This window comes from Ruegeria denitrificans, assembly GCF_001458295.1.
In the GTDB taxonomy this organism is placed as follows: Bacteria; Pseudomonadota; Alphaproteobacteria; order Rhodobacterales; family Rhodobacteraceae; genus Ruegeria; species Ruegeria denitrificans.
Genome location: NZ_CYUD01000002.1, coordinates 94,424 through 118,186, shown reverse-complemented (window position 1 = coordinate 118,186; position 23,763 = coordinate 94,424). Strand labels below are relative to the sequence as shown.

At 58.7% G+C, this 23,763-nt stretch carries 25 protein-coding genes; 17 read left to right on the top strand and 8 right to left on the bottom strand.

What is annotated here, in order from left to right; genetic code table 11:
* Positions 1-151: 151 nt before the first annotated feature.
* Genes RUE5091_RS03370 through RUE5091_RS03360 form a run of 3 tightly spaced genes read left to right on the top strand, consistent with a single transcriptional unit; the run spans position 152 to position 3,165 of the window.
* Positions 152-1,618, top strand: a complete 1,467-nt coding sequence (locus RUE5091_RS03370) for a leucyl aminopeptidase (protein ID WP_058280486.1) — start codon at positions 152-154, stop codon at positions 1,616-1,618.
* 4 nt (positions 1,619-1,622) lie between these two features.
* Positions 1,623-2,081 carry a DNA polymerase III subunit chi gene (locus RUE5091_RS03365; RefSeq protein ID WP_058280485.1) on the top strand — a complete coding sequence of 153 codons (459 nt, stop codon included), beginning with the start codon at positions 1,623-1,625 and terminating at the stop codon, positions 2,079-2,081.
* A gap of 37 nt (positions 2,082-2,118) precedes the next feature.
* A complete protein-coding gene (locus tag RUE5091_RS03360) occupies positions 2,119-3,165 on the top strand; it encodes an aldo/keto reductase (RefSeq protein WP_058280484.1) in 1,047 nt (348 codons plus the stop codon).
* Positions 3,166-3,236: 71 nt separating this feature from the next.
* On the opposite strand, the gene RUE5091_RS03355 is transcribed toward RUE5091_RS03360, so the two are convergent.
* Complete coding sequence (locus RUE5091_RS03355; RefSeq protein WP_058280483.1) at positions 3,237-4,223, bottom strand: GlxA family transcriptional regulator; 987 nt, start codon at positions 4,221-4,223, stop codon at positions 3,237-3,239.
* A gap of 132 nt (positions 4,224-4,355) precedes the next feature.
* Here RUE5091_RS03355 and bcoG point away from each other — a divergent pair, with 132 nt between their 5' ends.
* From bcoG to RUE5091_RS03340, 3 genes are all read left to right on the top strand, one after another.
* Entirely contained in the window at positions 4,356-5,273 is a 918-nt protein-coding gene (gene bcoG, locus RUE5091_RS03350; RefSeq protein ID WP_058280482.1) for a 3-dehydrocarnitine:acetyl-CoA trimethylamine transferase BcoG, read from the top strand.
* Positions 5,274-5,355: 82 nt separating this feature from the next.
* Entirely contained in the window at positions 5,356-6,819 is a 1,464-nt protein-coding gene (locus RUE5091_RS03345; RefSeq protein ID WP_058280481.1) for a carnitine 3-dehydrogenase, read from the top strand.
* Positions 6,816-7,574 (top strand): SDR family oxidoreductase, encoded by a 759-nt coding sequence (locus tag RUE5091_RS03340; RefSeq protein WP_058280480.1) that lies wholly within the window; start codon positions 6,816-6,818, stop codon positions 7,572-7,574. Before RUE5091_RS03345 ends, RUE5091_RS03340 begins: the two co-directional genes overlap by 4 nt.
* 93 nt (positions 7,575-7,667) lie before the next feature.
* Here the strand turns inward: RUE5091_RS03340 and RUE5091_RS03335 are convergent, their stop codons facing one another.
* Both RUE5091_RS03335 and RUE5091_RS03330 read right to left on the bottom strand, forming a co-directional pair.
* Complete coding sequence (locus tag RUE5091_RS03335; protein ID WP_058280479.1) at positions 7,668-7,850, bottom strand: hypothetical protein; 183 nt, start codon at positions 7,848-7,850, stop codon at positions 7,668-7,670.
* 82 nt (positions 7,851-7,932) lie between these two features.
* Positions 7,933-8,799, bottom strand: coding sequence for a helix-turn-helix domain-containing protein (locus RUE5091_RS03330; protein WP_058280478.1), 867 nt, complete (start codon positions 8,797-8,799; stop codon positions 7,933-7,935).
* Positions 8,800-8,906: 107 nt separating this feature from the next.
* Here RUE5091_RS03330 and RUE5091_RS03325 point away from each other — a divergent pair, with 107 nt between their 5' ends.
* The 3 genes from RUE5091_RS03325 to RUE5091_RS03315 are packed head-to-tail and all read left to right on the top strand — an operon-like array spanning position 8,907 to position 10,910.
* Positions 8,907-9,110 (top strand): DUF2061 domain-containing protein, encoded by a 204-nt coding sequence (locus RUE5091_RS03325; protein ID WP_058280739.1) that lies wholly within the window; start codon positions 8,907-8,909, stop codon positions 9,108-9,110.
* Positions 9,103-9,987, top strand: a complete 885-nt coding sequence (locus RUE5091_RS03320; RefSeq protein WP_058280477.1) for a fatty acid desaturase — start codon at positions 9,103-9,105, stop codon at positions 9,985-9,987. Before RUE5091_RS03325 ends, RUE5091_RS03320 begins: the two co-directional genes overlap by 8 nt.
* A gap of 20 nt (positions 9,988-10,007) precedes the next feature.
* Positions 10,008-10,910 (top strand): EamA family transporter, encoded by a 903-nt coding sequence (locus RUE5091_RS03315; RefSeq protein WP_058280476.1) that lies wholly within the window; start codon positions 10,008-10,010, stop codon positions 10,908-10,910.
* Here the strand turns inward: RUE5091_RS03315 and RUE5091_RS03310 are convergent.
* From RUE5091_RS03310 to RUE5091_RS03300, 3 genes are all read right to left on the bottom strand, one after another.
* A complete protein-coding gene (locus RUE5091_RS03310) occupies positions 10,907-12,280 on the bottom strand; it encodes a DEAD/DEAH box helicase (protein WP_207383713.1) in 1,374 nt (457 codons plus the stop codon). The genes RUE5091_RS03315 and RUE5091_RS03310 overlap by 4 nt on opposite strands.
* A gap of 186 nt (positions 12,281-12,466) precedes the next feature.
* Entirely contained in the window at positions 12,467-13,408 is a 942-nt protein-coding gene (locus RUE5091_RS03305) for a glycosyltransferase family 2 protein (RefSeq protein ID WP_058280474.1), read from the bottom strand.
* Between the two features lie 18 nt (positions 13,409-13,426).
* Positions 13,427-15,034 (bottom strand): peptide chain release factor 3, encoded by a 1,608-nt coding sequence (locus RUE5091_RS03300; protein WP_058280473.1) that lies wholly within the window; start codon positions 15,032-15,034, stop codon positions 13,427-13,429.
* 109 nt (positions 15,035-15,143) lie between these two features.
* On the opposite strand from RUE5091_RS03300, the gene RUE5091_RS03295 reads away from it, so the two are divergent.
* The 8 genes from RUE5091_RS03295 to RUE5091_RS03260 all read left to right on the top strand — a co-directional run bounded on the left by RUE5091_RS03295 (position 15,144) and on the right by RUE5091_RS03260 (position 22,577).
* Complete coding sequence (locus RUE5091_RS03295) at positions 15,144-15,506, top strand: nuclear transport factor 2 family protein (protein ID WP_058280472.1); 363 nt, start codon at positions 15,144-15,146, stop codon at positions 15,504-15,506.
* Positions 15,507-15,580: 74 nt separating this feature from the next.
* Positions 15,581-16,360 (top strand): SDR family oxidoreductase, encoded by a 780-nt coding sequence (locus RUE5091_RS03290; protein WP_058280471.1) that lies wholly within the window; start codon positions 15,581-15,583, stop codon positions 16,358-16,360.
* Positions 16,361-16,362: 2 nt separating this feature from the next.
* Positions 16,363-17,475, top strand: coding sequence for a DNA alkylation repair protein (locus tag RUE5091_RS03285; protein ID WP_058280470.1), 1,113 nt, complete (start codon positions 16,363-16,365; stop codon positions 17,473-17,475).
* A 94-nt stretch (positions 17,476-17,569) separates the two neighbouring features.
* Positions 17,570-18,640 (top strand): methyltransferase domain-containing protein, encoded by a 1,071-nt coding sequence (locus tag RUE5091_RS03280; protein WP_058280469.1) that lies wholly within the window; start codon positions 17,570-17,572, stop codon positions 18,638-18,640.
* Positions 18,641-18,720: 80 nt separating this feature from the next.
* Positions 18,721-19,806 (top strand): ABC transporter ATP-binding protein, encoded by a 1,086-nt coding sequence (locus RUE5091_RS03275; protein ID WP_207383712.1) that lies wholly within the window; start codon positions 18,721-18,723, stop codon positions 19,804-19,806.
* 121 nt (positions 19,807-19,927) lie between these two features.
* Entirely contained in the window at positions 19,928-20,710 is a 783-nt protein-coding gene (gene surE, locus RUE5091_RS03270) for a 5'/3'-nucleotidase SurE (RefSeq protein WP_058280737.1), read from the top strand.
* The gene (locus RUE5091_RS03265; protein WP_058280468.1) at positions 20,707-21,357 is read left to right on the top strand and encodes a protein-L-isoaspartate(D-aspartate) O-methyltransferase; all 651 of its coding nucleotides are present in this window, start codon (positions 20,707-20,709) and stop codon (positions 21,355-21,357) included. Before surE ends, RUE5091_RS03265 begins: the two co-directional genes overlap by 4 nt.
* A 62-nt stretch (positions 21,358-21,419) precedes the next feature.
* A complete protein-coding gene (locus tag RUE5091_RS03260; RefSeq protein ID WP_058280736.1) occupies positions 21,420-22,577 on the top strand; it encodes a peptidoglycan DD-metalloendopeptidase family protein in 1,158 nt (385 codons plus the stop codon).
* Between the two features lie 64 nt (positions 22,578-22,641).
* Here the strand turns inward: RUE5091_RS03260 and RUE5091_RS03255 are convergent, their stop codons facing one another.
* The gene (locus tag RUE5091_RS03255) at positions 22,642-23,313 is read right to left on the bottom strand and encodes a helix-turn-helix transcriptional regulator (protein ID WP_058280467.1); all 672 of its coding nucleotides are present in this window, start codon (positions 23,311-23,313) and stop codon (positions 22,642-22,644) included.
* 21 nt (positions 23,314-23,334) lie between these two features.
* Positions 23,335-23,640, bottom strand: coding sequence for a hypothetical protein (locus tag RUE5091_RS03250; RefSeq protein WP_058280466.1), 306 nt, complete (start codon positions 23,638-23,640; stop codon positions 23,335-23,337).
* Positions 23,641-23,763 lie beyond the last annotated feature (123 nt).

Here is a 23,763-nt window from a genome sequence, read left to right as displayed (position 1 = left end):
ATGCCTGCCCTGTCTCGCCAATTCGTTCTCCCCCGATCCTGCCGGATTTTTTTCGGGACTGTAATGCAATTGGTGCGCGGGGAAAACTGCTATCTGGTCAAGCAGCGCAGCGCGGGCTAGGTCTTGGGGAACAGATTTTGAGGAGTTCGCAATGAGCAGTCTTGTACCGATCCGGTTTCAGCCCTTTGACACGGATACAATGGCGCAGGCCGAAGGCCGGGTGGCGGTGATCATCCCCACGGATGGCAAGATGAGCCCTGCAGTGCGTCGGGCCAACCGTCTGACCAGGGGTGCGGTGGCGCGTCTGGTGGAAAGTCCTCGGTTTGAAAAGGTAAAGACGGGTGACGTGATCTCGATGGCTTGGCCCGCTGGCATGGCGGCCGAGTCGCTGGATATCGTGATCCTGCCCCGGCGTCCCGATGCCGTCGAGGCGCGCAAGGCCGGTGCGGCCCTGGCCAAGCTTACGGGCGGCAAGGATGTGCTGGTGATGGCTGGCAATCAAGTACGAGCCGAGGATTTGGCTATGGGTATCGCGCTGCGCAGCTATGACTTTGACGCCCACAAAACCAAGGAAGCAGAAGAAACAGGTACTGTCATCATCAGCCATCAGAAAGCCGATGAGGTCGAAGCAGCCTTTGCCCCGAAATACGCCGTGGCCGACGGGGTACGGATGACCCGCGACCTGACCAACGAACCAGCAAACGTTCTGACCACCAATGAATTCGCCGACCGGCTGGTCGAGATGAAAGAACTGGGTCTTGAGGTCGAGGTTCTGGAAGAGGACAAGCTGGCTGAACTCGGCATGCGCACACTGCTGAGCGTCGGGCAGGGCTCGGACAGCCCATCGAAGGTTGTGGTGATGCAGTGGAATGGTGGCGACAAGGATGACGCGCCGCTGGCACTGATCGGCAAGGGTGTGGTGTTCGATACTGGTGGTATCTCGCTGAAGCCTGCCGGTGGCATGGAAGACATGACCATGGATATGGGCGGCGCCGGTGTCGTCGCGGGCACCATGCGCGCGCTGGCCAAGCGTAAGGCAAAGGCCAATGTTGTAGGTCTTGTCGGTCTGGTCGAGAACATGCCGTCAGGCAACGCCACGCGCCCCGGCGATGTGGTCAAGTCAATGAAGGGTGATACGGTAGAGATCATCAACACCGACGCCGAGGGCCGTTTGGTTCTGTGCGATGTGATGTGGTACACGCAGGAACGGTTCAAACCGGTGGGCATGATCGACCTGGCCACCTTGACTGGCGCGATCATCATCGGGTTGGGGCATGAGAACGCGGGTGTCTTTTCGAACAATGACACGTTCTGCGATGCCTTCCTGAAATCGGCCAAGGCCGAGGATGAGGGTGCGTGGCGCATGCCTTTGGGCGACGCCTACGACAAGCAACTGAAATCGCGCATTGCTGATATGAAGAACGTAGGCGGTCGTCCGGCGGGCTCGATTACGGCGGCCCAGTTCCTGCAGCGGTTCGTCAAAGAAGACGTGCCATGGATTCACCTTGATATTGCAGGCGTTGCCTCGGTGTCGTCGGAAACATCCTATGCGCCCAAAGGGGCAACCGGCTGGGGTGTCCGCGCGCTAAGCCGTCTGGTGCAGGATCACTTCGAGTAATCCCATGGGTGCCGTCTATTTCTACCATCTAACCCGTCAGCCACTGGAACACACCTTGCCGGTACTGCTGGACAAGGCGCGGCAGGCCGGGTGGAAGATTGCCGTGCGGGGCACCGATCCCGCGCGGATGGATTGGCTGGATGAAAAGCTGTGGCTGGGGCCCGAGGACGGGTTCCTGCCGCATGGGCGCGAGGGTGGCCCGCATGATGCGGCGCAGCCCGTTCTGCTGACGACCAGCCCTGAAGCCGCCAATGATCCGGCCTGTGTGATGGCGGTGGACGGTGCGTCTGTGGATCCCGTTGAGGTCGCGGCATTGGAGCGGGTCTGCATCCTGTTCGACGGCAATGACGATCAGGCCGTTCAGCAGGCGCGGGGCCAGTGGAAGGCTCTGACCGGCGCGGGATGTTCGGCGCAGTACTGGTCCGAGGAATCGGGCAGGTGGGAGAAGAAGGCCGAGGCATAAGGTTCTGACCTCAAAAGGATTCTCAGGAGGGCGACAGATGGAATCGAAACCTTTGGGTCGTACAGGGATACAGGTGACAGACCTGTGTCTGGGAACGATGACCTTCGGCACGCAGACATCCGAGGCGGACGGCCACATGCAGATGGATATGGCGCTGGCGGCCGGGATCAATTTCTTTGATACGGCTGAGATGTATCCGGTGAACCCGATTTCTAAAGAAACCGTGGGCCGGACCGAAGAGATTCTGGGCAATTGGAACGCAGTAAACCCATCGCGTCGCGGAGAATACGTGCTAGCGACCAAGCATTCTGGGTCAGGGTTTGCCCATATCCGCGACGGTGCACCGATTACGGGCCAGAGCATCCCCGAGGCGATCGAAGGGTCGCTGCGACGGTTGCGTACCGATTGCATTGATCTCTACCAGTTTCACTGGCCGAACCGGGGCAGTTACATGTTCCGGCAGAACTGGAACTACTCACCCTCGGGACACAACACCAACGAAGTTCTGGACAATATGCAGGATTGTCTTGAGGTCCTGCAAGCGCAGGTCGACAAGGGCAATATCCGCGCCTTTGGCTTGTCCAACGAAAGCGCTTGGGGCACGGCGCAATGGCTGCGGATAGCCGAGCAGATGGGCGCGCCACGTGTAGCCTCGGTTCAGAACGAATACTCGATTCTGTGTCGGCATTTCGATACTGATATGGCAGAACTCAGCGTGCATGAGGATGTGGGGCTGATGGCCTTTTCTCCGTTGGGCGCAGGGTTTCTGTGTGGCAAGTATCAGAACGGGGCGGTACCCCAAGGATCGCGCATGTCGCTAGTCCCTGAGATGGGCGGGCGCGTAGGGCCGCGCGTGTTCGATGCCGTGGCAGCCTATCTGGACATTGCCGATCGACATGGTTTGGACCCGGTGCATATGGCGCTGGCCTGGTGCCGGACGCGGCCCTTCATGATGTCGGCTATATTTGGCGCGACTTCGGTGGCGCAGCTTGATCATATTCTGGCGGGTAAGGATGTGCGGTTATCCGATGAGGTTGTAACCGAGATTGCCCAAGCCCATCGCGCGCATCCAATGCCGTTTTAGGGGGCCCTGCCCCCAACGCACTGCGTGCGCGCCCCCCCTGAGGCATTTTTTGCCAGATGAATTTGATCTGGTCAGTGATGGGTCGGGTGAATGCGCTCTTGCCTCAGATCACGGGCGGACAGACCGTGCGCAGTGCGGAAGGCGCGGGCAAAGCTGGATTGCGAGGCAAAACCCGTGGCAATCGCCACGTCCATCAGCGATATGTCGGTGTCAGTGACCAGACGGCGGGCCTCGGCCAGACGCAATTGCAGGTAATGGTCTTGCGGCGTTGTGTTAAGGCGCAGGCGGAATTGCTGTTGCAGCGTGCGCGGGCTGGTGCCCAGAGTCTCAGCGATGTCAGCCAGTGGCAGAGGCTCGTCCAGCGAAGACTCCATCAAGGTGTTGGCCTTGGCCGTCAACGCTGTATGGCGATGCGGGGCACCGGTTCGGCTTTGCGGTTTTGTCGGTTCCGGCGCGCCATCGTAGAGGAACAGGCCCGAGACCCGCGCGGCAAAACCCGCGCCGTGGCGGGCGGCGATGATGTGCAGCATCATCTCGACCGCAGGGATCGCGCCGCCGGACGTCAAGCGATCGCCAGATACGGTGAAGCGGTCGGGACGGACGTCGACATCGGGGAAGCGGGTGGCGAAGTTATCTAAATCTTCCCAGTGAGTTGTAGCAGCGTGCCCATCTAACAGGCCAGCCTCGGCCAACAGCCAAGGGCCGCCGTCGATGCCAGCCATAGTGGCACCGGTCCCGGAGATGCGTCGCAACCCGGCCAACAGGCTGGGCGTGGCGTGGCGGGCTAGTTGGAACCCGGCTACAACGATCATCAGATCGCAACTCTGCAACCGTGCCAACGGGATACCGGGCACGTTTAGCGCGCTGGTCAGCATCGCAGGCTCTGCCGTGGCGGTCACATAATCCCAATCGAAGGCGGGACGATCCGCAAGACGGTTGGCCGCGCGCATCGGATCGACGGCCGAAGCGAAGCTGAGCGTGTTGCATTCGTCCAGAACCAATACGGCCGTTTTCAGGGCGCGATGTTCGGGTTGAAGTATGTTTTTTGCGGATTTCATCAAGTCTGATTCGCATTCTGGCAAGTGTTTCCACAAAGCTGCGTCAGAGTCGGGGGTGAACGCAAATCGGAATCCGGGGAGAAGCCTGGGGAAAACTCAAGGCAAAACCGGGTATAACTTGGGGAAAACAAAATGCCTCTGGAAATGAACCGCGAAGTCTTCATCACTTGCGCCGTCACCGGCTCGGGCGGGACGCAGGATCGCAGCCCGCATGTACCACGTTCGCCGCAGCAGATTGCCGACAGTGCGATAGCCGCAGCCAAGGCCGGCGCGGCGGTGGTGCATTGCCATGTGCGTGACCCCGAAACCGGCGCGCCCAGCCGCCGTTTGGACCTGTATCGCGAGGTCACAGATCGCATTCGCGAGGCCGAGGTCGACGTCGTTCTGAACCTGACCGCCGGGATGGGTGGGGACATGGTTTTTGGTCCGACAGAATCTCCGCTGCCGCTGCGGGAAGACGGAACCGACATGATTGGCGCAGCAGCGCGGGTTGAGCATGTGGCGGAATGCCTGCCCGAGATTTGCACGCTGGATTGCGGCACCATGAACTTTGCCGAGGCCGATTACGTCATGACCAACACGCCGGGCATGTTGCAGGCGATGGGGCGGATGATGACGCATCTGGGTGTGAAGCCCGAGATCGAAGCCTTTGACACGGGCCATTTGTGGTTTGCCAAGCAATTGGTAAAGGACGGCGTGCTGGACAGCCCGGCGCTGGTGCAGCTTTGCATGGGCGTACCGTGGGGTGCGCCGGACGATCTGAACACTTTCATGGCGATGGTAAACAACGTGCCCGATGACTGGACGTTCAGTGCGTTTGCTTTGGGTCGAAACCAGATGGCTTATGCCGCGGCGGCCGTTCTGGCGGGCGGCAATGTTCGCGTGGGTCTTGAGGATAACCTGTGGCTGGGCAAGGGCGAGTTGGCCGAGAACTGGCAACTGGTCGAACGCGCCGGCACCATAATAGAGAATATGGGAGCACGCGTGATCGGCGCGCAGGAAGTGCGCGACAAGCTTGGGCTGGTAAAGCGGGCGCCGGTCGCGAAATGATCCAAGGTGGGGTTAGGGCAACGCCCTAAGCCTCAAAAGTATATCGATAGATGAAGACTGCAATCTTTGTAGGCGAGAAAAAATGAAAACAGCAGCTATCATCGGTGGCGGCGTCATCGGCGGCGGTTGGGCCGCTAGATTTCTACTAAACGGTTGGAATGTCCGGGTGTTCGACCCGGACCCCGAGGCTGAGCGCAAGATTGGTGAGGTTCTGGACAATGCGCGCCGCTCCTTGCCGGGGCTGAGCGATGTGCCACTGCCGTCCGAGGGGGCCCTAACCTTTCACGAGGAATTGGTCGAGGCCGTGCAAGGTGCCGCATGGATACAGGAAAGCGTGCCCGAACGGTTGGACCTGAAACTGAAGGTCTACAAGGGCTTGCAAGAAGCTTGTGATCCGGATGCGATCATTGGTTCCTCGACCAGCGGGTTCAAACCGTCCGAGTTGCAGGAAGGCGCGCTGCGGCCCGAGCAGATCGTGGTGACGCATCCATTCAACCCGGTTTATCTGCTGCCGCTGATTGAGCTAGTGCCCACTGACGCGAATCCGCCCGCGATGGTTAAGAACGCTCAAGAGCTGCTGAAATCCGTCGGGTTTTTTCCTCTGCACATCAAGAAAGAAATCGACGCGCATATCGCTGATCGGTTTCTCGAAGCTGTCTGGCGCGAGGCGCTGTGGCTGGTCAAAGACGGTATCGCCACGACAAAAGAGATCGACGAGGCCATCCGTATGGGCTTTGGTATCCGCTGGGCGCAGATGGGTCTATTTGAAACTTATCGTGTGGCCGGGGGCGAGGCCGGGATGCGGCATTTCATGGCGCAGTTCGGGCCAGCTTTGAAATGGCCTTGGACCAAACTGATGGACGTGCCGGATTTTACCGATGAGCTGGTCGACCTGATCGCGGATCAGTCGGATGCGCAGTCGGGCATGCACTCGATCCGCGAGCTGGAGCGTATCCGCGACAATAACCTCGTGGGTATGATGCGCGCACTCAAGGCGCAGAATTACGGTGCGGGGGCGGTGTTGAACCAGTATGATGCGCTGCTGAAACCGGGGGCGTTGCCAACGCTGGAACAGACAGACATCAGCCAGCCGATCCTGACCTTGGCTCGCGCGGTGCCGTTGGATTGGACCGATTACAACGGCCACATGAACGAGGCGAAATATGTCGAGGCCTTCGCCGCTGCGACTGACCGGTTCATGGAGATCATTGGCTGCGACGCGGATTACATCGCCTCGGGCGGCAGCTATTTCACTGCTGAAAACCACATCCGCTATGTCGATGAAGCACATGCGGGCGCAAAGATCGAAGTGCGCACGCAGATGCTGTTGGGGCAGGGTAAAAAACTGCACGTGTTCCACAGCATGTACGAGGGGGACAAGCTGCTGGCCACAGGCGAAAGCTTCCTGCTGCATGTCAGCCTTGAATCTCGCCGCCCCAGCGCACCGTCGCCGGATATTGAGGCCGCAATGGCGCGGATCGCCGAGGCGCAGGCCGGATTGCCCTATCCCGAAGGTGCGGGGGCGGCTATCCGGAAACCCGCATGACCCGGCGCGTTCTGATAACGGCTGGCGCCTCGGGTGTTGGCCGTGCCATGGCCGAAGCGTTTGATGCAGCGGGTTATGCTGTTTGGGTCACGGATATTGACGAAGATGCGCTGAATACGGTGCCAAATCATTGGGTGGCTCGGTACGCAAACGTTTCCAGCGAGTCCGATATGAGCGCTGTCTTTCAGGCTATCGCAACCGAAGGCGGATTGGATGCGCTGTGTGCCAATGCGGGCACGGCAGGACCGACGAACGCGATTGAGGAAATCGGGTTAGCAGATTGGCGATCCTGCGTTTCGGTCAACCTCGAGGGCGCATTTTTGGCGGTGAAACACGCCGCGCCTTTGATGAAGGCTGCGCAGGCGGGTAGTATCACTCTGACGTCCTCGACCGCTGGACAATACGGATACCCATATCGCGCGCCATATTCGGCGGCGAAATGGGCGGTGATCGGTTTGATGAAGACCCTGGCGATGGAACTTGGCCCTCATGGAATTCGCGCCAATGCAATTTGTCCCGGCGCGGTCGAAGGCCCCCGGATGGAGGGCGTGTTGCAGCGAGAAGCCGCAGCCAAAGGCATGACCCGCGATCAGGTGTATGAGGGATATGCGTCAGGCACCTCGATGGGCCGTTTTGTCGAGGGGCACGACATCGGAAATATGGCGGTGTTCCTGGCCTCAGATGCTGCGCGGCTGGTGTCGGGACAGATCATAGCGGTGGATGGACATACGGTGAACCCCGATCCGAAAATCTAGATCGTTACAGGAAATACGTGAAACCTCAATGCCTTGGCGCTGCCAGGGCATTGGTGATCAGGCGTGGGTTAGGGATTTTCCGAAACGCTGAAATCAGCCCTGATTTGGCCCGCGCATTTGGCGGATGCTCTGGCGCACCGCCTGCCAGTCCTGTGCTTCCTGTCTGTTTCCTGCGGCCTCGCATTCGCGCATCTTTTGTGCGGCTTCCGCCTCGGCCCTGTCGCCGTGAACGGTGTAAAGGGCCCGTGCGTATTGAGCGGTCTGTAGTGCGTCCATTCCTGTCGTCCTCCGTCTGTGATCGGAATACCCGAAGGTTCGCGCCGAATGACGATAGCACAAGTCGGATGCCGGTGCACCCTCAGTGGTCGCAAATCTGCGTGCGCAACTGCCTGAGATGTTCCGAGAAGTCTCGGGCTGTCAGGTCGGCCTCGCGCACCAGGCGGTCGAAATGGCGGGTGAAGGTTTCGATCCGGTCGCGGTCACGGAAGGCCATATAGTGGCTGCCAGCGTAGAAAACGCAGAGCAATGGGCCGAAGATCGTGACCGGAGCGGAATAAAGCCGTTTTGCGTCAAACAGATAGATTCTAAGGCGCGGGTATAGCTGTTCGCAGATGTCGAGCAGATGGTCGATCTGATCCAGTCGGATTTTGGGGCAAAGCCCTTCGTAATATCCAGTGGCATTTGTGAAGCTGTCGATTTCATACAGCGGCATGGCGATTTCATAATCGGATTGTGCGCTGCGCATCCACTTCAATCGGTCGGCCGAGGCACCAATGGCCTGATCCGCTGTCCGCCCCAGATGCGGTGCATACTCCCACTCCAACACTGCCCGGGTCTTTAACATGTCGGGCAAAGTCGCTGGGACATAACGGATTTTGTACCCTGCAGCCTCTTGGTGCCATTCAAATATGCGCTCATCCACCAGCGCACGCGGCGCTTCGGTCACTGTCAGGGAACTTGCCAATAGTTCCGCGGCGCTTTCGGGTCGGTTTGATAAACTCAGAAGCCAGTCCGCCGAAACCCCCAACGCCGAGGCGCAACTGCCCACCACATGTGCATTCGGCAATCGTGCGCCCTCATCGGTTAAAAGCTGCGACACAGTCGAACGATCCACACCGATATGACGCGCCAGCGCGCTTTGGCTGACGTGCTGTTCCTCCATCGCGCGGGCAAGGCGCATGCGGAACTGTGCCGCGCGGTCACGTTTGTCGATTTTTTCCTGCATATGTTGATAAATATCATAAATGATGAGTTTTGTTAATCATATTCAGAATTTTCAACAGATGCCGTGACCCGTAATTTTGAAGACATAACAATAATATGGGTGACGGAATGGAAACACGACGTAGATCAGTCGTGAAAGCTGTGTTGTGGAATGCGATGGGCTTGCTGGTGATGACGCTGGTCGGGTTGATCGCAACCGGATCGGTGGCTGTGGGCGGGACACTGGCGATTGTGAATACGGCCATCGGGCTGACGATGTATGTAATTTACGAGCGCGTCTGGGCCAAAGTCTCATGGGGTCGCAATGTCTAGGGCCCGCGCACCCGAATGGGGTACCTTTGCCCTGATCCTGGCCTGCTATGGGGCGTGGCTGGCGGTGATTTTCCTTCTGCCCGTCTGGCTGGCGATCCCGGCGATGGGGTTGGTTGCGGCGCTTCACTCCTCATTGACGCATGAAGCGCTGCACGGTCACCCGTTTCGTACAAAATGGCTGAACGAGGCCCTGATGGCGCTGCCTTTGACCCTTTTCATCCCATATCAGAGGTTCCGCGATCTGCATCTGGACCATCATCGGGATGAAACGTTGACCGACCCCTATGATGATCCAGAAACCAACTATCTGGACCCACAGGTTTGGGGGGCATTGGCTGGGTGGCAGCGCTGGCTATTATCCGTAAACAACACTCTTTTGGGGCGAATGGTTGTGGGGCCAGCGATTGGTCAGTTCATGTTCACGCGGGATGAGATACGCGGGGCATTGCGTGGCGACACTGGCATCTTGCGGGCATGGGCTCTGCATCTGCCCGGGGTGGCTGTGGTTTTGTGGGTGGTCGGACACTCAGCGATGCCAATTTGGGCCTATATTCTGTCGGCCTATATCGGGTTGGGGCTCGTTAAGATCCGCACATTCCTGGAGCACCGCGCACATGAAAACCCGCAGGCCCGCACGGTGATCATAGAAGATCGAGGGTTATTGGCGTTTCTGTTTCTGAACAACAACCTGCATGTCGTTCATCACATGAACCCCGGCGCGCCGTGGTACCGTCTTCCGGCGCTGTACCGAGCGGGCAAAGATCAGTATCAGGCCCGAAATGACGCCTATGTCTACCGCTCATACACGCAGGTTTTCCGGGCGCACTTTTGGCGAGCCAAGGACCCGGTGCCACATCCCCTCTGGCCAAAGCACTGATTTGACGACAAAAGGGGCCCATGAGTTTATGGATTCCCGTCACCATCGCCGCCGCGTCGTTCCAGACAGTGCGGTTTATGCTGCAAAAATCGCTCAGTACCGTAAAGCTGACCGCCGCCGGAGCGACCTTTGCCCGGTTTGCCTATTCTATGCCGCTGGCTGTTCTGGGGTTGGTTGTGGCGCTGCAAGTGACCGGGTTCAGCCTGCCACCTCTGACGGGATTGTTCTGGGTATACGCCGTCATAGGTGGCACCTCGCAAATTCTGGCGACGATTTGCGTTGTTGCGTTGTTCAAGCAACGAAATTTTGCGGTCGGGATCACCTTCAAGAAAACCGAGGTAATTCAAACAGCTATTGTCGGATTTTTGGTATTGGGCGATCGGATCTCGTACGGGGGGCTGGTTGCGATCCTGTTGGGACTGATGGCGGTGCTTTTGCTGTCAAAATCCCCTGAGGTTGAGGGGGCGTGGTGGAAGCACCTCACCAACCGGGCATCGCGCCTTGGGCTGGGATCGGGCGTGCTGTTTGCTTTTTCCGCGGTCAGTTACCGAGGCGCTTCGCTGGAATTGGGCGATATCGACGCGTGGTTTCGTGCCCTGATCACTTTGGCCGTGGTTGTGACGTTCCAGTTCCTCAGCATGGCGCTTTGGTTGCTGTGGCGCGACAGGGCCGAGCTGCTTGCGGTCTGGCAGACGCGCCAGACAGGTGTATTTGTCGGCCTGACCAGTCTAGGTGGGTCGTTCTGCTGGTTCTTTGCGTTCACCTTGCAGAACGCGGCCTATGTCAAAGCATTGGGGCAGGTCGAGCTGTTGCTCAGCCTGTTTGCGTCGATCCTGTTTTTCCGTGAGACTATCACCCGGCGAGAGATCGCCGGTATGACATTGCTTGGCGCATCAATTCTGGCGCTGGTGCTGGCGATCTAACCAGTGCGGCGCTCATCAAAGCTGAGGGCGATAAAGCTGGGAAGGTGATCGCCCATGCCTACAACTGCGGGTCCCCGGTCGTCTCTGCGACCTCGGCCCCTGGGCTCTTTGTCCTTGGTGCGGTCGTTTTTCTTGCTGTCGGCCTTCCGATTGTCAGCTTTCTTGGTGTCCGCAGGTTTGGATTTCTTCTCGGGCTTTTGTGCCTCGGTCTCGGGCTCTTCCTTCAGCGGATTCTCGAGCCGCGGAATTTCCTTCTGGATCAGCTTTTCTATCGCAAGCAGCGCCTTTTCATCGCGACCCGAACAGATGGTGATCGCTTTGCCGTCACGCCCTGCACGACCCGTGCGGCCTATGCGGTGTACGTAATCCTCTGGATGGCCGGGAACGTCGAAATTGAACACATGGCTCACCGACGGCACATCAAGGCCGCGCGCGGCCACATCCGAGGCAACCAGCAGCCGCAATGAACCGTCACGGAACCCATCAAGTGTTCTCGTCCGCTGTGACTGGTCCAGATCGCCATGGATCGCTGCGGCATCATAGCCGTATTTCTTCAGCGACTTGGCGCAGATATCCACATCAGTCTTGCGGTTGCAGAAGATGATTGCATTGGTGCATTTGTCGCCTTCCGAGTCGATCAGCGCGCGCAATACCTTACGCTTGGCGCTGGCTTCACGATCGCGGCGACCGCCTTTGAGCACAACCACGCCTTGTTCGATGGTCTCGGACGCGGTCGCTTGGCGAGCAACTTCAACCCGGGCAGGGGCCGACAGGAAAGTGTCAGTGATCCGCTCAATCTCGGACGCCATAGTGGCCGAGAAAAACAGTGTCTGACGAGTGAATGGCGTCAACGAGAAGATGCGCTCGATGTCCGGAATGAACCCCATATCCAGCATTCGGTCTGCTTCGTCCACCACCATGATCTGAACACCGGTCAGCAGCAGCTTTCCGCGCTCAAAATGATCCAGCAGACGACCCGGAGTTGCAATCAGCACATCAACGCCTCGGTCGATCAGTGCATCTTGCTCTTTGAAGCTGACGCCGCCGATCAGCAGCGCTTTGGTCAGCTTCAGATGCTTAGAGTAGGTGTCGAAGTTTTCGGCGACCTGTGCAGCCAGTTCCCGTGTCGGGCACAGCACCAGCGAACGTGGCATACGCGCCCGCGCGCGACCCCGTGCCAGCAGGGTGATCATCGGCAGCGTAAAGCTGGCCGTCTTTCCGGTGCCCGTCTGGGCGATCCCCAGAACATCGCGCCCTTCCAATGCGGGCGGTATCGCGCCCTCCTGAATTGGGGTGGGGGCTTCGTATCCGGCTTCCTCAATAGCTTTGAGGACCTTCGGGTTCAGGTTCAGTTCGTTAAACTTTGTCATGTATGTCCGGTTCATGCGGACACTTAACCTGGCCCGCGCGTCTGAAAAGTGCCGGGCCCGGATGGCCATACGCAACATTGCGCATTTTCGGCTTGGAGGGGGACATAACAAAAACACCGGGCATGGTCAAATGAAGACCTCTTTAGGGTATTTGACCCTATTGTAGTGCGGATTTCCCGCAACAATTCAGTAACTTCCGGGAAAGTGTTTCCTGAATTTTTCGTCCAAGCCAAGTGGGCGGTGACGGATCAAGCCGTGCTGCTCCAGACGCGCGCGCACGTCCGGATCAGCTCCGCTGATTTCATCAAAAAAGCTGTGCAGACCATCCATGCCACTTTCGGCTTCGATCCAGCTGAGCAATTCGTTCATGTTCATTCCGCCACGGTCGCGCGGTACATTCAGGGACATACCGGGCTGGTAAGAGCCGCGCGCCAGGCGAAACCTAAGGTGTGTTTGCCAATGGTCCCAATCGGGGGCATGGCGGTGACACAGCTCTAGTCCCGGCAGTTCAAACTTGCAGGGAAGAAGTTTCTTGTTCTGGAAAAGATTGTGAATGCGAAAACTCAGTTTCTCCATTCCGGTACGAACCAGAAGCTTGCCCTGAACGTGGCTAAAGAAACCGCCCAGAACAAAGCCGCCGAAATTGGGATAGATCGACTGTACGATCGCTTCGCGGTCTGGTCCGCCGGGAATATGCGCCTTGTAGAGGTCCTGACCACCGGCAATCGCTTCCATTGGCCGGACCCGCACCGCAGGGGTGAGCGCGGGAACATCGGCCAGTTTTTGGGTTATGGCGCTGTCCGACCACAAAAACTCGTCCACGTCGATATGGGCCAACCAGCCCAGATCGGTATTGCGATAGGTATAGGATGCATTCGCAGTCTGACGGTTCTGATGCCGTTCGGGCCGCGCGCGTTTGCGGTTGGCCCAAAAGGATTCGTCGCACGTGAAGACGTCCACTAGAGGGTGCTGTTCCAAGGCATCAAAAGCTGTGGAGTTGGGTTCGTCCAGATAGATGTATATCCGGTCAACCCCGAGATCGAGGTGATAGGCAACAAACCGCAGGATGTCGGGGGCAGGGCCCCGAACCGTCGAGACAATACCCCAGGTTGGTTGCTTATCTGTCATATGTGGCCTTTGGGCCGGTCACACCATCATTTCCTTGGTCGCCGTCAGGCTCAGCTCGGGGTAGTCGCGCTCGACTCGGTCGATGTCCCATTGCAGGCGCGTCAGATAGACGATGTCGCCGTCGTGGTCATGGGCGATGTGCTGCTTGTTGGCGTTGACGAACTTGTCCACCGCGATCTTGTCACCGCTGACCCAACGGGCGGATGTGAATTGCGACGCCTCGAACCGCACGGGCAGGCCGTATTCCATCTCAATCCGGCTGGCGAGCACTTCGAACTGCAGCGCACCCACGACACCGACGATAAAACCCGAGCCGATTGAAGGTTTGAAGACCTTGGCGGCACCTTCTTCGGCAAACTGCATCAGGGCTTTTTCCAGATGCTTGGCTTTCATCGGGTCTCCGGGTCGTACTGTCTGCAACAGCTCTGGTGCAAATGACGGGATGCCAGTAACACGGATCGCTTCGCCTTCGGTCAGGGTGTCGCCGATGCGCAACTGGCCGTGGTTCGGGATGCCGATGATATCACCGGCCCAGGCCTCTTCGGCCAGTTCTCGGTCAGAGGCCAAAAACAGCACGGGGTTCGAGATCGCCATCGGCTTTTTCGACCGCACGTGGGTCAGCTTCATGCCACGCTTAAAATGGCCCGAGGCCATGCGCACGAATGCAACACGGTCGCGGTGCTTAGGGTCCATGTTAGCCTGCACCTTGAAGACAAAACCGGCGACTTTCTTTTCGTCAGGCGCAATCTGACGCGGTTCGGCAGACTGAATCTGCGGTTGCGGGCCGTAGGCACCAATGCCCTCCATCAGCTCTTTGACACCAAACGAGTTAATCGCTGAGCCGAACCATATCGGGGTCATATGCCCCTCAAGCACCGCTTGTGGGTCCAGAGAGGGCAGCAGTTCGCGCGCCATCTCAACCTCTTCAAGGAACTTCTCCAGCAGATGCTCGGGTACGTGTTCGGCCAGCTTCGGATCGTCCAGCCCGTTGATCTCGATGCTTTCTGCTACCTTGTTGCGGTCGGCGCGGTCCATCAGTTCCAGCCGGTCGCGCAACATGTCATAGCAGCCGATGAAATCCCGACCTACGCCAATAGGCCACGCGGCGGGCGTGACATCGATGGCCAACATCTCTTGAATTTCGTCAATGATTTCGAACGTATCGCGGCTTTCGCGATCCATCTTGTTACAGAAAGTCAGGATCGGTAGATCGCGCAGGCGACAGACCTCGAACAGCTTCTGCGTCTGGCTTTCCACGCCCTTCGCACCGTCGATCACCATTACCGCCGCATCCACCGCAGTCAGTGTGCGATAGGTATCTTCCGAGAAATCCGAGTGTCCGGGGGTATCCACCAGATTGAACCGGAAGTTCCCGTAATCGAATGACATCGCCGAAGCCGAGACCGAGATGCCCCGATCCTTTTCCATTTGCATGAAGTCCGAACGTGTCCGTCGTGCCTCACCCTTGGCGCGCACCTGACCGGCCATCTGAATGGCGCCCCCGTATAACAGGAACTTTTCAGTCAGCGTCGTCTTGCCCGCATCCGGGTGCGAAATGATGGCGAATGTTCTGCGCCGGGCAATCTCGGGCGGCAATACGGGTTGGTTCGTGGCGGTATCAAGCATGAACGCGCGTATATGCGGGGAATTCTGCCGAAGCAAGACAAAGGGGCTGTTCAGAATCACGTGACTGTGGCAGTGAGAACATATAGTGAACAAATAATGGAGAGGATCAATGAATTTAAAAGAGATTGCCGACGAGCTGGTGGCCGGTTGCCGCGAGGATCGGGCCAAGAAAAATCTGGCAAAGCTGTATGCGCCGGATGCCGTTTCGGTCGAAGCGCAGGATTTTATGGATATGGGCCGCGAAACACACGGCGTTGACGGTATCCGTGGTAAGCACGAGTGGTGGGAGGGCGCGCATGAGGTCTCGGGCGCGTCGGTTAGTGAGCCGTATCTGCACGGTGACGACCGCTTTGCCGTGATCTTCGAAGTGCAAGGAAAGGTTAAGGACAGCGGCGACAGTTTCGATATGAAAGAGGTGGGTATCTACCACGTCGCTGACGGAAAAATCGTACGTGAGGAGTTCTTTTACTGACACGTTTTGACTTCTGGTCTTCCCTGTCTGGCCGGTGCTAGACATGCGGGCAACAACAGATTGGGGAGGATCAGATGGATCTGGGAATTCAGGGAAAACGCGCGCTGGTCTGTGCCAGCAGCAAAGGACTGGGTCTGGGCTGTGCCGAGGCATTGGCCGAGGCGGGCGTCGACCTGGTGATGAACGCGCGTGGTGTTGCAGCGCTCGAAACCGAAGCCGCCCGGTTGCGATCCGAGCATGGCGTTGACGTGCAAACTGTGGCCTGCGACGTCACCTCAGTCGACGGTCAGGCGCAGGTAATCGAAGCTGCGCAGGGTGTTGATATCCTTGTGACAAATGCCGGTGGCCCACCGCCCGGATTGTGGTCGGACTGGGACCGGGATGATTTCATCAAGGCACTAGATGCCAACATGTTGACGCCGATCGCCTTCATGAAGGCTCTGCTGCCGGGGATGATCGACAAGGGCTGGGGTCGGGTGGTGAACATCACCTCGCAATCCGTGCGCTCTCCGATTGCGGCCCTGGGTTTGTCGAATGCCGCGCGGACCGGGTTGACCGGATATGTGGCGGGCACGTCCCGACAGGTGGCGCAATTTGGTGTGAATATCAATAACCTACTGCCGGGTATTCATGATACGGATCGAGCGTTGTCATTGGATGGCGGTGTCTCGAAACAACAAGGCATTTCACTGGACGAAGCCCGTGCCGCGCGCTCGGCGACGATCCCGGTGCGTCGGTATGGCACGCGCCAGGAATTCGGGGCGGCCTGCGCGTTTCTGTGTTCGCAACATGCCGGCTTCATGGTTGGGCAGAATATCCTGCTGGACGGTGGCGCGGGCAATATGACGATGTAGCCATGTCACAAGGGTTTTCGCTGAAAGATCAATTATTTAACGTGGAAAAGATCCGTTATCTGACGGGCCTTTTCACCGCTGCCGATCCTTCCTTTGATGGAGAGGCATTCGAGGCGCAGGTCATGTCGCGGCTGTTGGACCTTGAGTTGAAAGAGCGCATGGCCTGGATCGCCGAATGTCTGCAACAGGCCGTACCAGGAGAGTTGCCGGCCATCGCACCGATCCTCCTACGCGCGCTGCCGCTGCCTTTGGACCCGACCAAAACAGATGATGATTTCGGCGATTTCATCTTTGCGCCTTTAGGGGATTGGGTTGTGGCCGTGGGGTCGGATCATCCTGATCTCGCCCTGGATGTACTCGAAGAGTTGACCCAACGGTTTTCAATGGAGTGGGCCATTCGGCCTTTCCTCAACCAGTATCCCGATCAGGTTTTGGCACGGATGGAACACTGGTGCGGGCATGACAGCTATCACGTGCGCCGTCTGGTCAGCGAAGGTACGCGGCCGCGATTGCCTTGGGGGCAGGCGGTTGGGCTGGAATTGACCGACCCGCTGCCGTTGCTGGACCGGTTGCACAATGATCCGACGCGCTATGTCACGCGGTCTGTGGCGAACCATCTGAATGACATCACCAAGAAAGAACCCGAACTGGTGCTGGACCGGTTGCAGGCTTGGTCCCGGTCCGGGAAGCAGGATCAGGGCGAACTGAGTTGGATGATCTCACATACCCTACGAGGGTTGGTGAAGGCTGGCCATCCCGATGCCATGAAAATGTTGGGGTTTGATCCTGACGCCGAGGTAACGGCCAGCGTGCAGGTTACCCAATTGGCGCGGATTGGTGGGGCGCTTGAGTTTGATGTCTCGCTGAATGGTACGGGTGATCAGCCTGTTCTGGTTGATTATATCATTCACTTTCAACGGCCTGGCGGAAAAACCTCAGCCAAAGTGCACAAGTTGAAGCAGACGGCTTTGCGTAACGGCGCGCTAAGCCTAACCAAGAAACACAAGCTGAAGGGCAACGCGACCACGTTCAAACTGGTTCCCGGCGTGCATCAGTTGGATATTCAGGTAAACGGCCGGGTCCGCACCTCGGTCGATTTTGACCTGCTGGGCTAGGCCTCACGCTTTTGTCAAATTTGGCGGCAACGGTTGCACAGGCGGCGGTGCTACATTAGCTGCCAAAGCAGCCAGTGAGGAAAGGGATGCTGCGATGAAGCATGAATCAGTGCAAAATTACTATGGCGAGGTCCTGCAGGGCAGCGCGGATTTGCAAACCAACGCGTGCTGCACACCTGACGACATGCCGGATCATGTCAAAAAGATCCTCTCGAAAATTCATGACGAAGTGCTGACGCGGTACTATGGCTGCGGCCTGATTGCGCCGCTGGATTTGGAAGGGATGAGCATCCTCGATCTGGGGTGCGGGGCAGGCCGCGATGTTTATGCCCTGTCCGCGATGGTGGGTGAAAAGGGCCGGGTGGTTGGGGTCGATATGACAGCAGAGCAGTTGGACGTCGCCCGCGCGCATCAGGATTTCCACGCGCAGGCTTTCGGCTATGCTGCCAGCAATGTGGAATTCCATCACGGCTATATTGAAAAGCTGGATGAGTTGGATCTGGAGCCTGGTTCCTTCGACATCATCGTCTCGAACTGCGTGATTAATCTGGCCACGGATAAAGAGGCCGTTCTGCGCGGTGCCCATCGTCTGCTGAAAGAGGGCGGTGAGATGTATTTTTCGGATGTCTACGCCGACCGCCGTGTACCGCAGGCCATGGCCGAAGATGAGGTGTTGTACGGCGAATGCCTGTCCGGCGCACTGTATTGGAACGATTTCCTGTCTGTGTCGCGCAAGGCGGGGTTCGGTGATCCACGCCGCGTCACGCACCGCCCGCTGACCATTGAGAATCCGGTGCTTGAAGAACGTGTTGCACCGCTGAAGTTCCTGTCGGCCACTTACCGTTTGTTCAAATTGTCCGCGCTGGAAACCGCCTGCGAAGATTACGGGCAGGCCGTGATCTACAAGGGCACCATCCCGCACGCGCCGCATCTGTTTGAACTGGACGATCACCATGCGATCGAGACAGGCAAGGTGTTCCCGGTCTGCGGCAATACCTGGATGATGTTGAAAGACACGCGTTTTGCGCAGCATTTCGACTTTATCGGCGATTTCTCGACCCATTATGGCATTTTCGACGGCTGTGGTGGCGAAAGCCCGTTCGAGGCCTCCGGTGCCACAAACAGTGCGACGCCTGGCGAAGCTCCTTCGGGCGGCTGCTGCTGATCGCTTGCGCCTGACGGGCGGGGTTGCTATCCCCGCCCAAGCCCGGGATTTTGATCGGGAAAAGGCAACGGGGCCCATCGGTGACAATAGACGCAACTCCTCCTCGTCTGGAAATCCGCAATCTGATTGCCCGGTATGAAGGGCGGGTTGTCGTTGACGACGTCTCTTTGACGGTCGAGGCCGGAAAGGTGACTTGCTTGCTGGGGCCGTCGGGTTGCGGCAAGTCGACCACGTTGCGCATGATCGCCGGGGTGGAGATGCAGGAATCCGGCGAGATTTATGTCGACGGCAAGCTGATCTGCGACACCGTGTTTCGTGTCCCACCCGAACGCCGCGAAATCGGGCTGATGTTTCAGGATTTTGCCCTTTTCCCGCATTTGAGCGTTGCCGACAATGTGGCTTTTGGCCTGTCGGGGCATAAGGAAGAAAAGCGCGCGCGCGTGGATGAGTTGTTGCGCAAAGTTGACCTGATTCACTTTATCGACAAATTCCCGCACCACCTGTCAGGGGGTGAGCAACAACGCGTGGCCCTGGCCCGCGCACTGGCCCCACGCCCGCGGATCATGTTGATGGACGAGCCGTTCTCGGGCCTCGACAACCGGTTGCGTGACGGTATCCGGGATGAGACGTTGGCGATCCTCAAAGAGGAGGACGCTGCCGTTGTGCTGGTCACGCACGAGCCCGAAGAGGCGATGCGGATGGCAGATGAGATCGCTTTGATGCGGCGCGGTAAGATTGTACAGCAGGGTGCGCCGTATAACGTCTATACCCGTCCTGCCGACAAGGCGGCGGTGGCATTTTTTAGCGATGTCAACGTGTTGCAGGCGCAAGTAAATGGTGCTTTGGCGGATACACCCTTTGGGCAATTTCTGGCGCCGGGGGTTCCGGATGGCACGGATGTCGAGATCGTGTTCCGGCCTCAGCACGTGCGATTGGACTTTGACCGCAACGGCAAAGGGCCACTGCCCACGTCAACTGACGGAGTCGCAGCTCGCGGCACCGTCGAGCGGGCGCGCTTTTTGGGCAACGAAAGCCTGGTCGAGTTCCGTATGGACCATGACGGCTCGGTCCTGAAAGCGACAGTGCCGAATGTTTTTGTGCCCAAGTCGGGACGGATCATGTGGCTGACCATTCGCCGGGACCGGTGCTTTGTTTACCCCATTTAGGGCCTGAAAACGTAGTTTAGGTCAAAGTGGTGCGCGAAAGCCGCAGATTGCATGCGTGCTTTGCTTGCCGCCAAGAGGGGGCGGGTCTATCAAGGTCAAAACGCTGCAGTGGATGGGGCAAATGCGTATTCTTCTGACCAATGATGACGGTATCAACGCGCCGGGCCTGATCACGCTTGAAGCGATTGCCGCCGATCTGGCCGGACCTGACGGCGAGGTCTGGGTCGTTGCGCCCGCGTTCGAGCAATCGGGCGTCGGCCATTGCATCAGTTATACCCATCCGATGATGGTTGCCAAACTGGGTGAACAGCGCTTCGCTGCCGAGGGGTCGCCCGCTGATTGTGTGCTGGCGGGGCTGCATGATGTGATGAAGGACGCGCCGCCTGATCTGGTGCTATCTGGCGTGAACAGGGGCAATAATTCTGCGGAAAACACGCTTTATTCCGGCACTGTCGGTGGTGCGATGGAAGCTGCGTTGCAAGGCATTCCGGCCATTGCCCTTTCGCAGTATTTTGGTCCGCGCAATCTGGGGCTGGACGATCCGTTCGAGGCCGCAAGTCGGTACGGTGCTGATCTGGTGCGGAAAATACTCGACGCGACCCCGGCAGAGCAGGGCGATTACCGCCTGTTCTACAATGTTAATTTCCCGCCCGTGCCCGCGGATGAGGTGCTGGGCACCCGGATTGCCCCACAAGGGTATCGCCGCGACACGCACTTCTCGGTCGAGCCGCACAGCTCGCCCTCTGGGCGGCGGTTTCTGTGGATCAAGGGCGGGTATCAGCACAACCCAACTGCGCCGGGCACGGATGCGGCGGTCAATCTGGCGGGCTATATCTCGGTCACGCCGATGCGCGCGGATCTGACAGCGCATGATGCGCTTGAGGTACTGAAAACAATCGAATGACCGGACCAAATCCCGAAACAATTATGCAGTTCCTGTTTGCCCTGCGATCGCGCGGGGTGACGGATGCACGCGTGCTGGCCGCGATGGAGCAGGTCGACCGAGGTCAGTTTGTCAAAGGCCTATTTGCTGAGCGCGCATATGAGGACACGCCTCTGCCGATTGCTTGCGGTCAAACGATCAGCCAGCCTTCGGTTGTCGGGTTGATGACGCAGGCTCTGGACGTGCGCCCGCGCGACACAGTGTTAGAGGTTGGAACCGGCTCGGGCTATCAGGCGGCGATCCTGTCCAAGCTGGCGCGCCGGGTCTACACGGTGGAACGTCACAAGCGGCTTGTACGCGAAACCGGCGCGTTGTTCCGCGAGTTGGGGCTGACCAATGTCACTGCGATGTTGTCGGATGGCTCCTTTGGTCTGTCCGAACAAGCGCCGTTTGACAGGATCATTGTGACCGCTGCGGCAGAAGACCCACCAGGGCCGCTCTTGGCGCAGCTGAAAATCGGCGGTATCATGGTGCTGCCGGTGGGACAGTCGGATGCGGTTCAAACCCTGATCCGGGTCAGACGGACCGAGACTGGTCTGGACTATGATGAATTGTTGCCCGTTCGTTTCGTGCCCTTGTTAGAAGGGCTTGGCAGGGACGGGGCGTAAAGAATATTTTGCAACACGCGCCGGAACCCCGGAATACACGGGCAGGCGCTGAGGACGGTGAGATGAGAGCAGTTTCCAAATCAGCGATGCTCCGCTGCGCAACAGGCGTGGCGGCTTTGGCGATTCTGGCCGGGTGCGAAGGCCCGCTGGATTATGATCTGCGCGGGCAGGTCGGCGGATTTTCGACCGCCGATGCCGCGCGTGGGGTTACCACAAACCGGCCAGCCCCGGATGCGCGGGGGGTTATCACCTATCCGAACTATCAGGTGGCCGTTGCGCAACGTGGTGACACGGTTGCTTCGGTTGCTGCCCGCCTCGGGTTGCCCGAGGGGGAGTTGGCCGTGTTCAACGGCCTAAAGCCAACTGATCAATTACGGGATGGTGAGGTGATCGCCCTGCCGAGGACGGTCAGTTCGGCCAGTTCGGTGGATATCGCCACGATCGCTGGAACCGCGATTGATGAGGCACCGGCAGATGGTTCGGTCCGGACATCGACGCTGGCACCGGCCCAGGCTGCACCGGCCCCAGCAGCATCGGGACCCGAGCCGATCCGGCACCAAGTCAAACGTGGCGAGACGGCCTATACCATCGCGCGGCTTTACGATGTGCCGGTGGATGCGCTGGCCGATTGGAACGGTTTGGGGCCAGACTTTACCGTGCGCGAAGATCAGTTCCTGCTGATCCCGATCAAGAACCAGCCCGCGCCCGCGCCGCAACAGGCGGCTGTGCCCGCCACCAACGTGACGCAACCGGGGCAGGGCTCGCCCACGCCGACACCGCCAAGCGCCACGCAACCGCTGCCGGAGGAGGTGATCGCTCCGGCCACACCGGCACCAGACGTGACGGCTGAACCGCCGACCAGTCAAAGCAGTTCGGCCCTTGGGCTGCCGGTGTCAGGGACAATCATCCGGACCTATGACAAGGGCAAGAACGAAGGGATCGACATCGCAGGTCAGCCAGGAACCGCTGTGAAGGCAGCCGAGGCCGGGACCGTGGCCGCAATCACCGCAGATGCGGATCAGGTGCCGATCATCGTGGTTAAGCACAACAGCGATCTGCTGACAGTCTATGCGAACGTCGACAGGATCACGGTCAAAAAAGGTGACCGAGTGCGTCGAGGAGAGCAGATTGCCTCCTTGCGCGGCGGAGATAATTCTTATGTTCATTTCGAGGTGCGCAAAGGCTTCGAATCCGTAGACCCGGAACCTTACCTAAAGTGATGGGAATGGCCCGTTTCGGGCCATGCCTCCGGCGGAGGTTTTTTGAGCCAGATGAAGAGACGAGCTAGGCGTGCGGGTCGAAGTCGCTCAGCGATTTTCCCGGTTCGTCAGCGAAGATTTCCGGCAGGGGTAAGACGGATTCAATCAGGTCGATGCGAAAAACGCGGAAGCCTTCGCGCAGCTCACACCACGCGGTCAGGGTCCAGACGCGACCCCAGTATTCCATGTGCAGCGGGCGGATGGTGCGGTCTGTCAAAACCCCGTCGATTCGGCGATAGGACAGGTACAGCTTCTGCCGGGTTTTGATCGCCGACCGGATCGGGGCCATATGCGCCAGCCCGCGCGCGGCGTCAGCAAAGGGGTAGACGGCGAATTTCCACGTGTCTGCCTCGGCCACGACCTGGGTGGGCAGAACGGCGTCAATCTTGTCGGCCAGCGTTTCGGCAGCGGCCTTCAGATCGGGGTCTGCGGCTTCGGCCACGATGGCCATGCCGAGGTTCAGCGCCTCAAGCTCGGCCGGGGTCAGGTTCAGCGGGGGCAGGGTGATCTGCTCGCGGACCATATAGCCCACGCCGCGTTCACCCTCGACCGGAACACCCGAGGCCACCAGCGTGTCCATATCGCGATAGATCGTGCGAACCGACACTTCAAGACGGTCGGCAATGTCCTGCGCGCGGTGCAGTTTGCCGTCGCGCAGGATTTGGACAATGTCGAACAGACGGTCAGTGCGGCGCATGACACGCCGCCTGAACCGCGTTTATGCGGTCATGTTCCATAGCACATTCTCATGGCGCATCTGGATGCTTTCAGGGTTGATGGCAGCCATCAAACCCGCGCAAAAGTCTTGTTGCGGGAATTGCGCGGCTGCGTCCTTGGCCGCCTTCATATCCGTCCAGATGACATAATCAGTCCAGCGGCCATCTTCACCCTGGCTCAATTGACGGTGGGCAAATCCGGGGGCGTTGCGAACGAATGCCTCGGACGCTTGGCTAAGCTTCACGAACTCTTCCGGTGTCGTCCCATTGGCGAGGGTGAAGGTGACGATTTCAGCAACATGGGTCATTTGAATCTCCGTTGACCAGGTTTCGATGCCCTGTTCTTAATGCCCTACAACTGACATAAACCTGTCAGTTGGATAATGCCAGTCCGCAAAAAATGCGTGATCGGATCAATTTTGAGCGTGGAA

Coding starts and splice junctions, on each gene's coding strand:
- RUE5091_RS03370 (WP_058280486.1), top strand. CDS start 152: ATGAGCAGTCTTGTACCGATCCGGTTTCAGCCCTTTGACACGGATACA.
- RUE5091_RS03365 (WP_058280485.1), top strand. CDS start 1,623: ATGGGTGCCGTCTATTTCTACCATCTAACCCGTCAGCCACTGGAACAC.
- RUE5091_RS03360 (WP_058280484.1), top strand. CDS start 2,119: ATGGAATCGAAACCTTTGGGTCGTACAGGGATACAGGTGACAGACCTG.
- RUE5091_RS03355 (WP_058280483.1), bottom strand. CDS start 4,223: ATGAAATCCGCAAAAAACATACTTCAACCCGAACATCGCGCCCTGAAA.
- bcoG (WP_058280482.1), top strand. CDS start 4,356: ATGCCTCTGGAAATGAACCGCGAAGTCTTCATCACTTGCGCCGTCACC.
- RUE5091_RS03345 (WP_058280481.1), top strand. CDS start 5,356: ATGAAAACAGCAGCTATCATCGGTGGCGGCGTCATCGGCGGCGGTTGG.
- RUE5091_RS03340 (WP_058280480.1), top strand. CDS start 6,816: ATGACCCGGCGCGTTCTGATAACGGCTGGCGCCTCGGGTGTTGGCCGT.
- RUE5091_RS03335 (WP_058280479.1), bottom strand. CDS start 7,850: ATGGACGCACTACAGACCGCTCAATACGCACGGGCCCTTTACACCGTT.
- RUE5091_RS03330 (WP_058280478.1), bottom strand. CDS start 8,799: ATGCAGGAAAAAATCGACAAACGTGACCGCGCGGCACAGTTCCGCATG.
- RUE5091_RS03325 (WP_058280739.1), top strand. CDS start 8,907: ATGGAAACACGACGTAGATCAGTCGTGAAAGCTGTGTTGTGGAATGCG.
- RUE5091_RS03320 (WP_058280477.1), top strand. CDS start 9,103: ATGTCTAGGGCCCGCGCACCCGAATGGGGTACCTTTGCCCTGATCCTG.
- RUE5091_RS03315 (WP_058280476.1), top strand. CDS start 10,008: ATGAGTTTATGGATTCCCGTCACCATCGCCGCCGCGTCGTTCCAGACA.
- RUE5091_RS03310 (WP_207383713.1), bottom strand. CDS start 12,280: ATGACAAAGTTTAACGAACTGAACCTGAACCCGAAGGTCCTCAAAGCT.
- RUE5091_RS03305 (WP_058280474.1), bottom strand. CDS start 13,408: ATGACAGATAAGCAACCAACCTGGGGTATTGTCTCGACGGTTCGGGGC.
- RUE5091_RS03300 (WP_058280473.1), bottom strand. CDS start 15,034: ATGCTTGATACCGCCACGAACCAACCCGTATTGCCGCCCGAGATTGCC.
- RUE5091_RS03295 (WP_058280472.1), top strand. CDS start 15,144: ATGAATTTAAAAGAGATTGCCGACGAGCTGGTGGCCGGTTGCCGCGAG.
- RUE5091_RS03290 (WP_058280471.1), top strand. CDS start 15,581: ATGGATCTGGGAATTCAGGGAAAACGCGCGCTGGTCTGTGCCAGCAGC.
- RUE5091_RS03285 (WP_058280470.1), top strand. CDS start 16,363: ATGTCACAAGGGTTTTCGCTGAAAGATCAATTATTTAACGTGGAAAAG.
- RUE5091_RS03280 (WP_058280469.1), top strand. CDS start 17,570: ATGAAGCATGAATCAGTGCAAAATTACTATGGCGAGGTCCTGCAGGGC.
- surE (WP_058280737.1), top strand. CDS start 19,928: ATGCGTATTCTTCTGACCAATGATGACGGTATCAACGCGCCGGGCCTG.
- RUE5091_RS03265 (WP_058280468.1), top strand. CDS start 20,707: ATGACCGGACCAAATCCCGAAACAATTATGCAGTTCCTGTTTGCCCTG.
- RUE5091_RS03260 (WP_058280736.1), top strand. CDS start 21,420: ATGAGAGCAGTTTCCAAATCAGCGATGCTCCGCTGCGCAACAGGCGTG.
- RUE5091_RS03255 (WP_058280467.1), bottom strand. CDS start 23,313: ATGCGCCGCACTGACCGTCTGTTCGACATTGTCCAAATCCTGCGCGAC.
- RUE5091_RS03250 (WP_058280466.1), bottom strand. CDS start 23,640: ATGACCCATGTTGCTGAAATCGTCACCTTCACCCTCGCCAATGGGACG.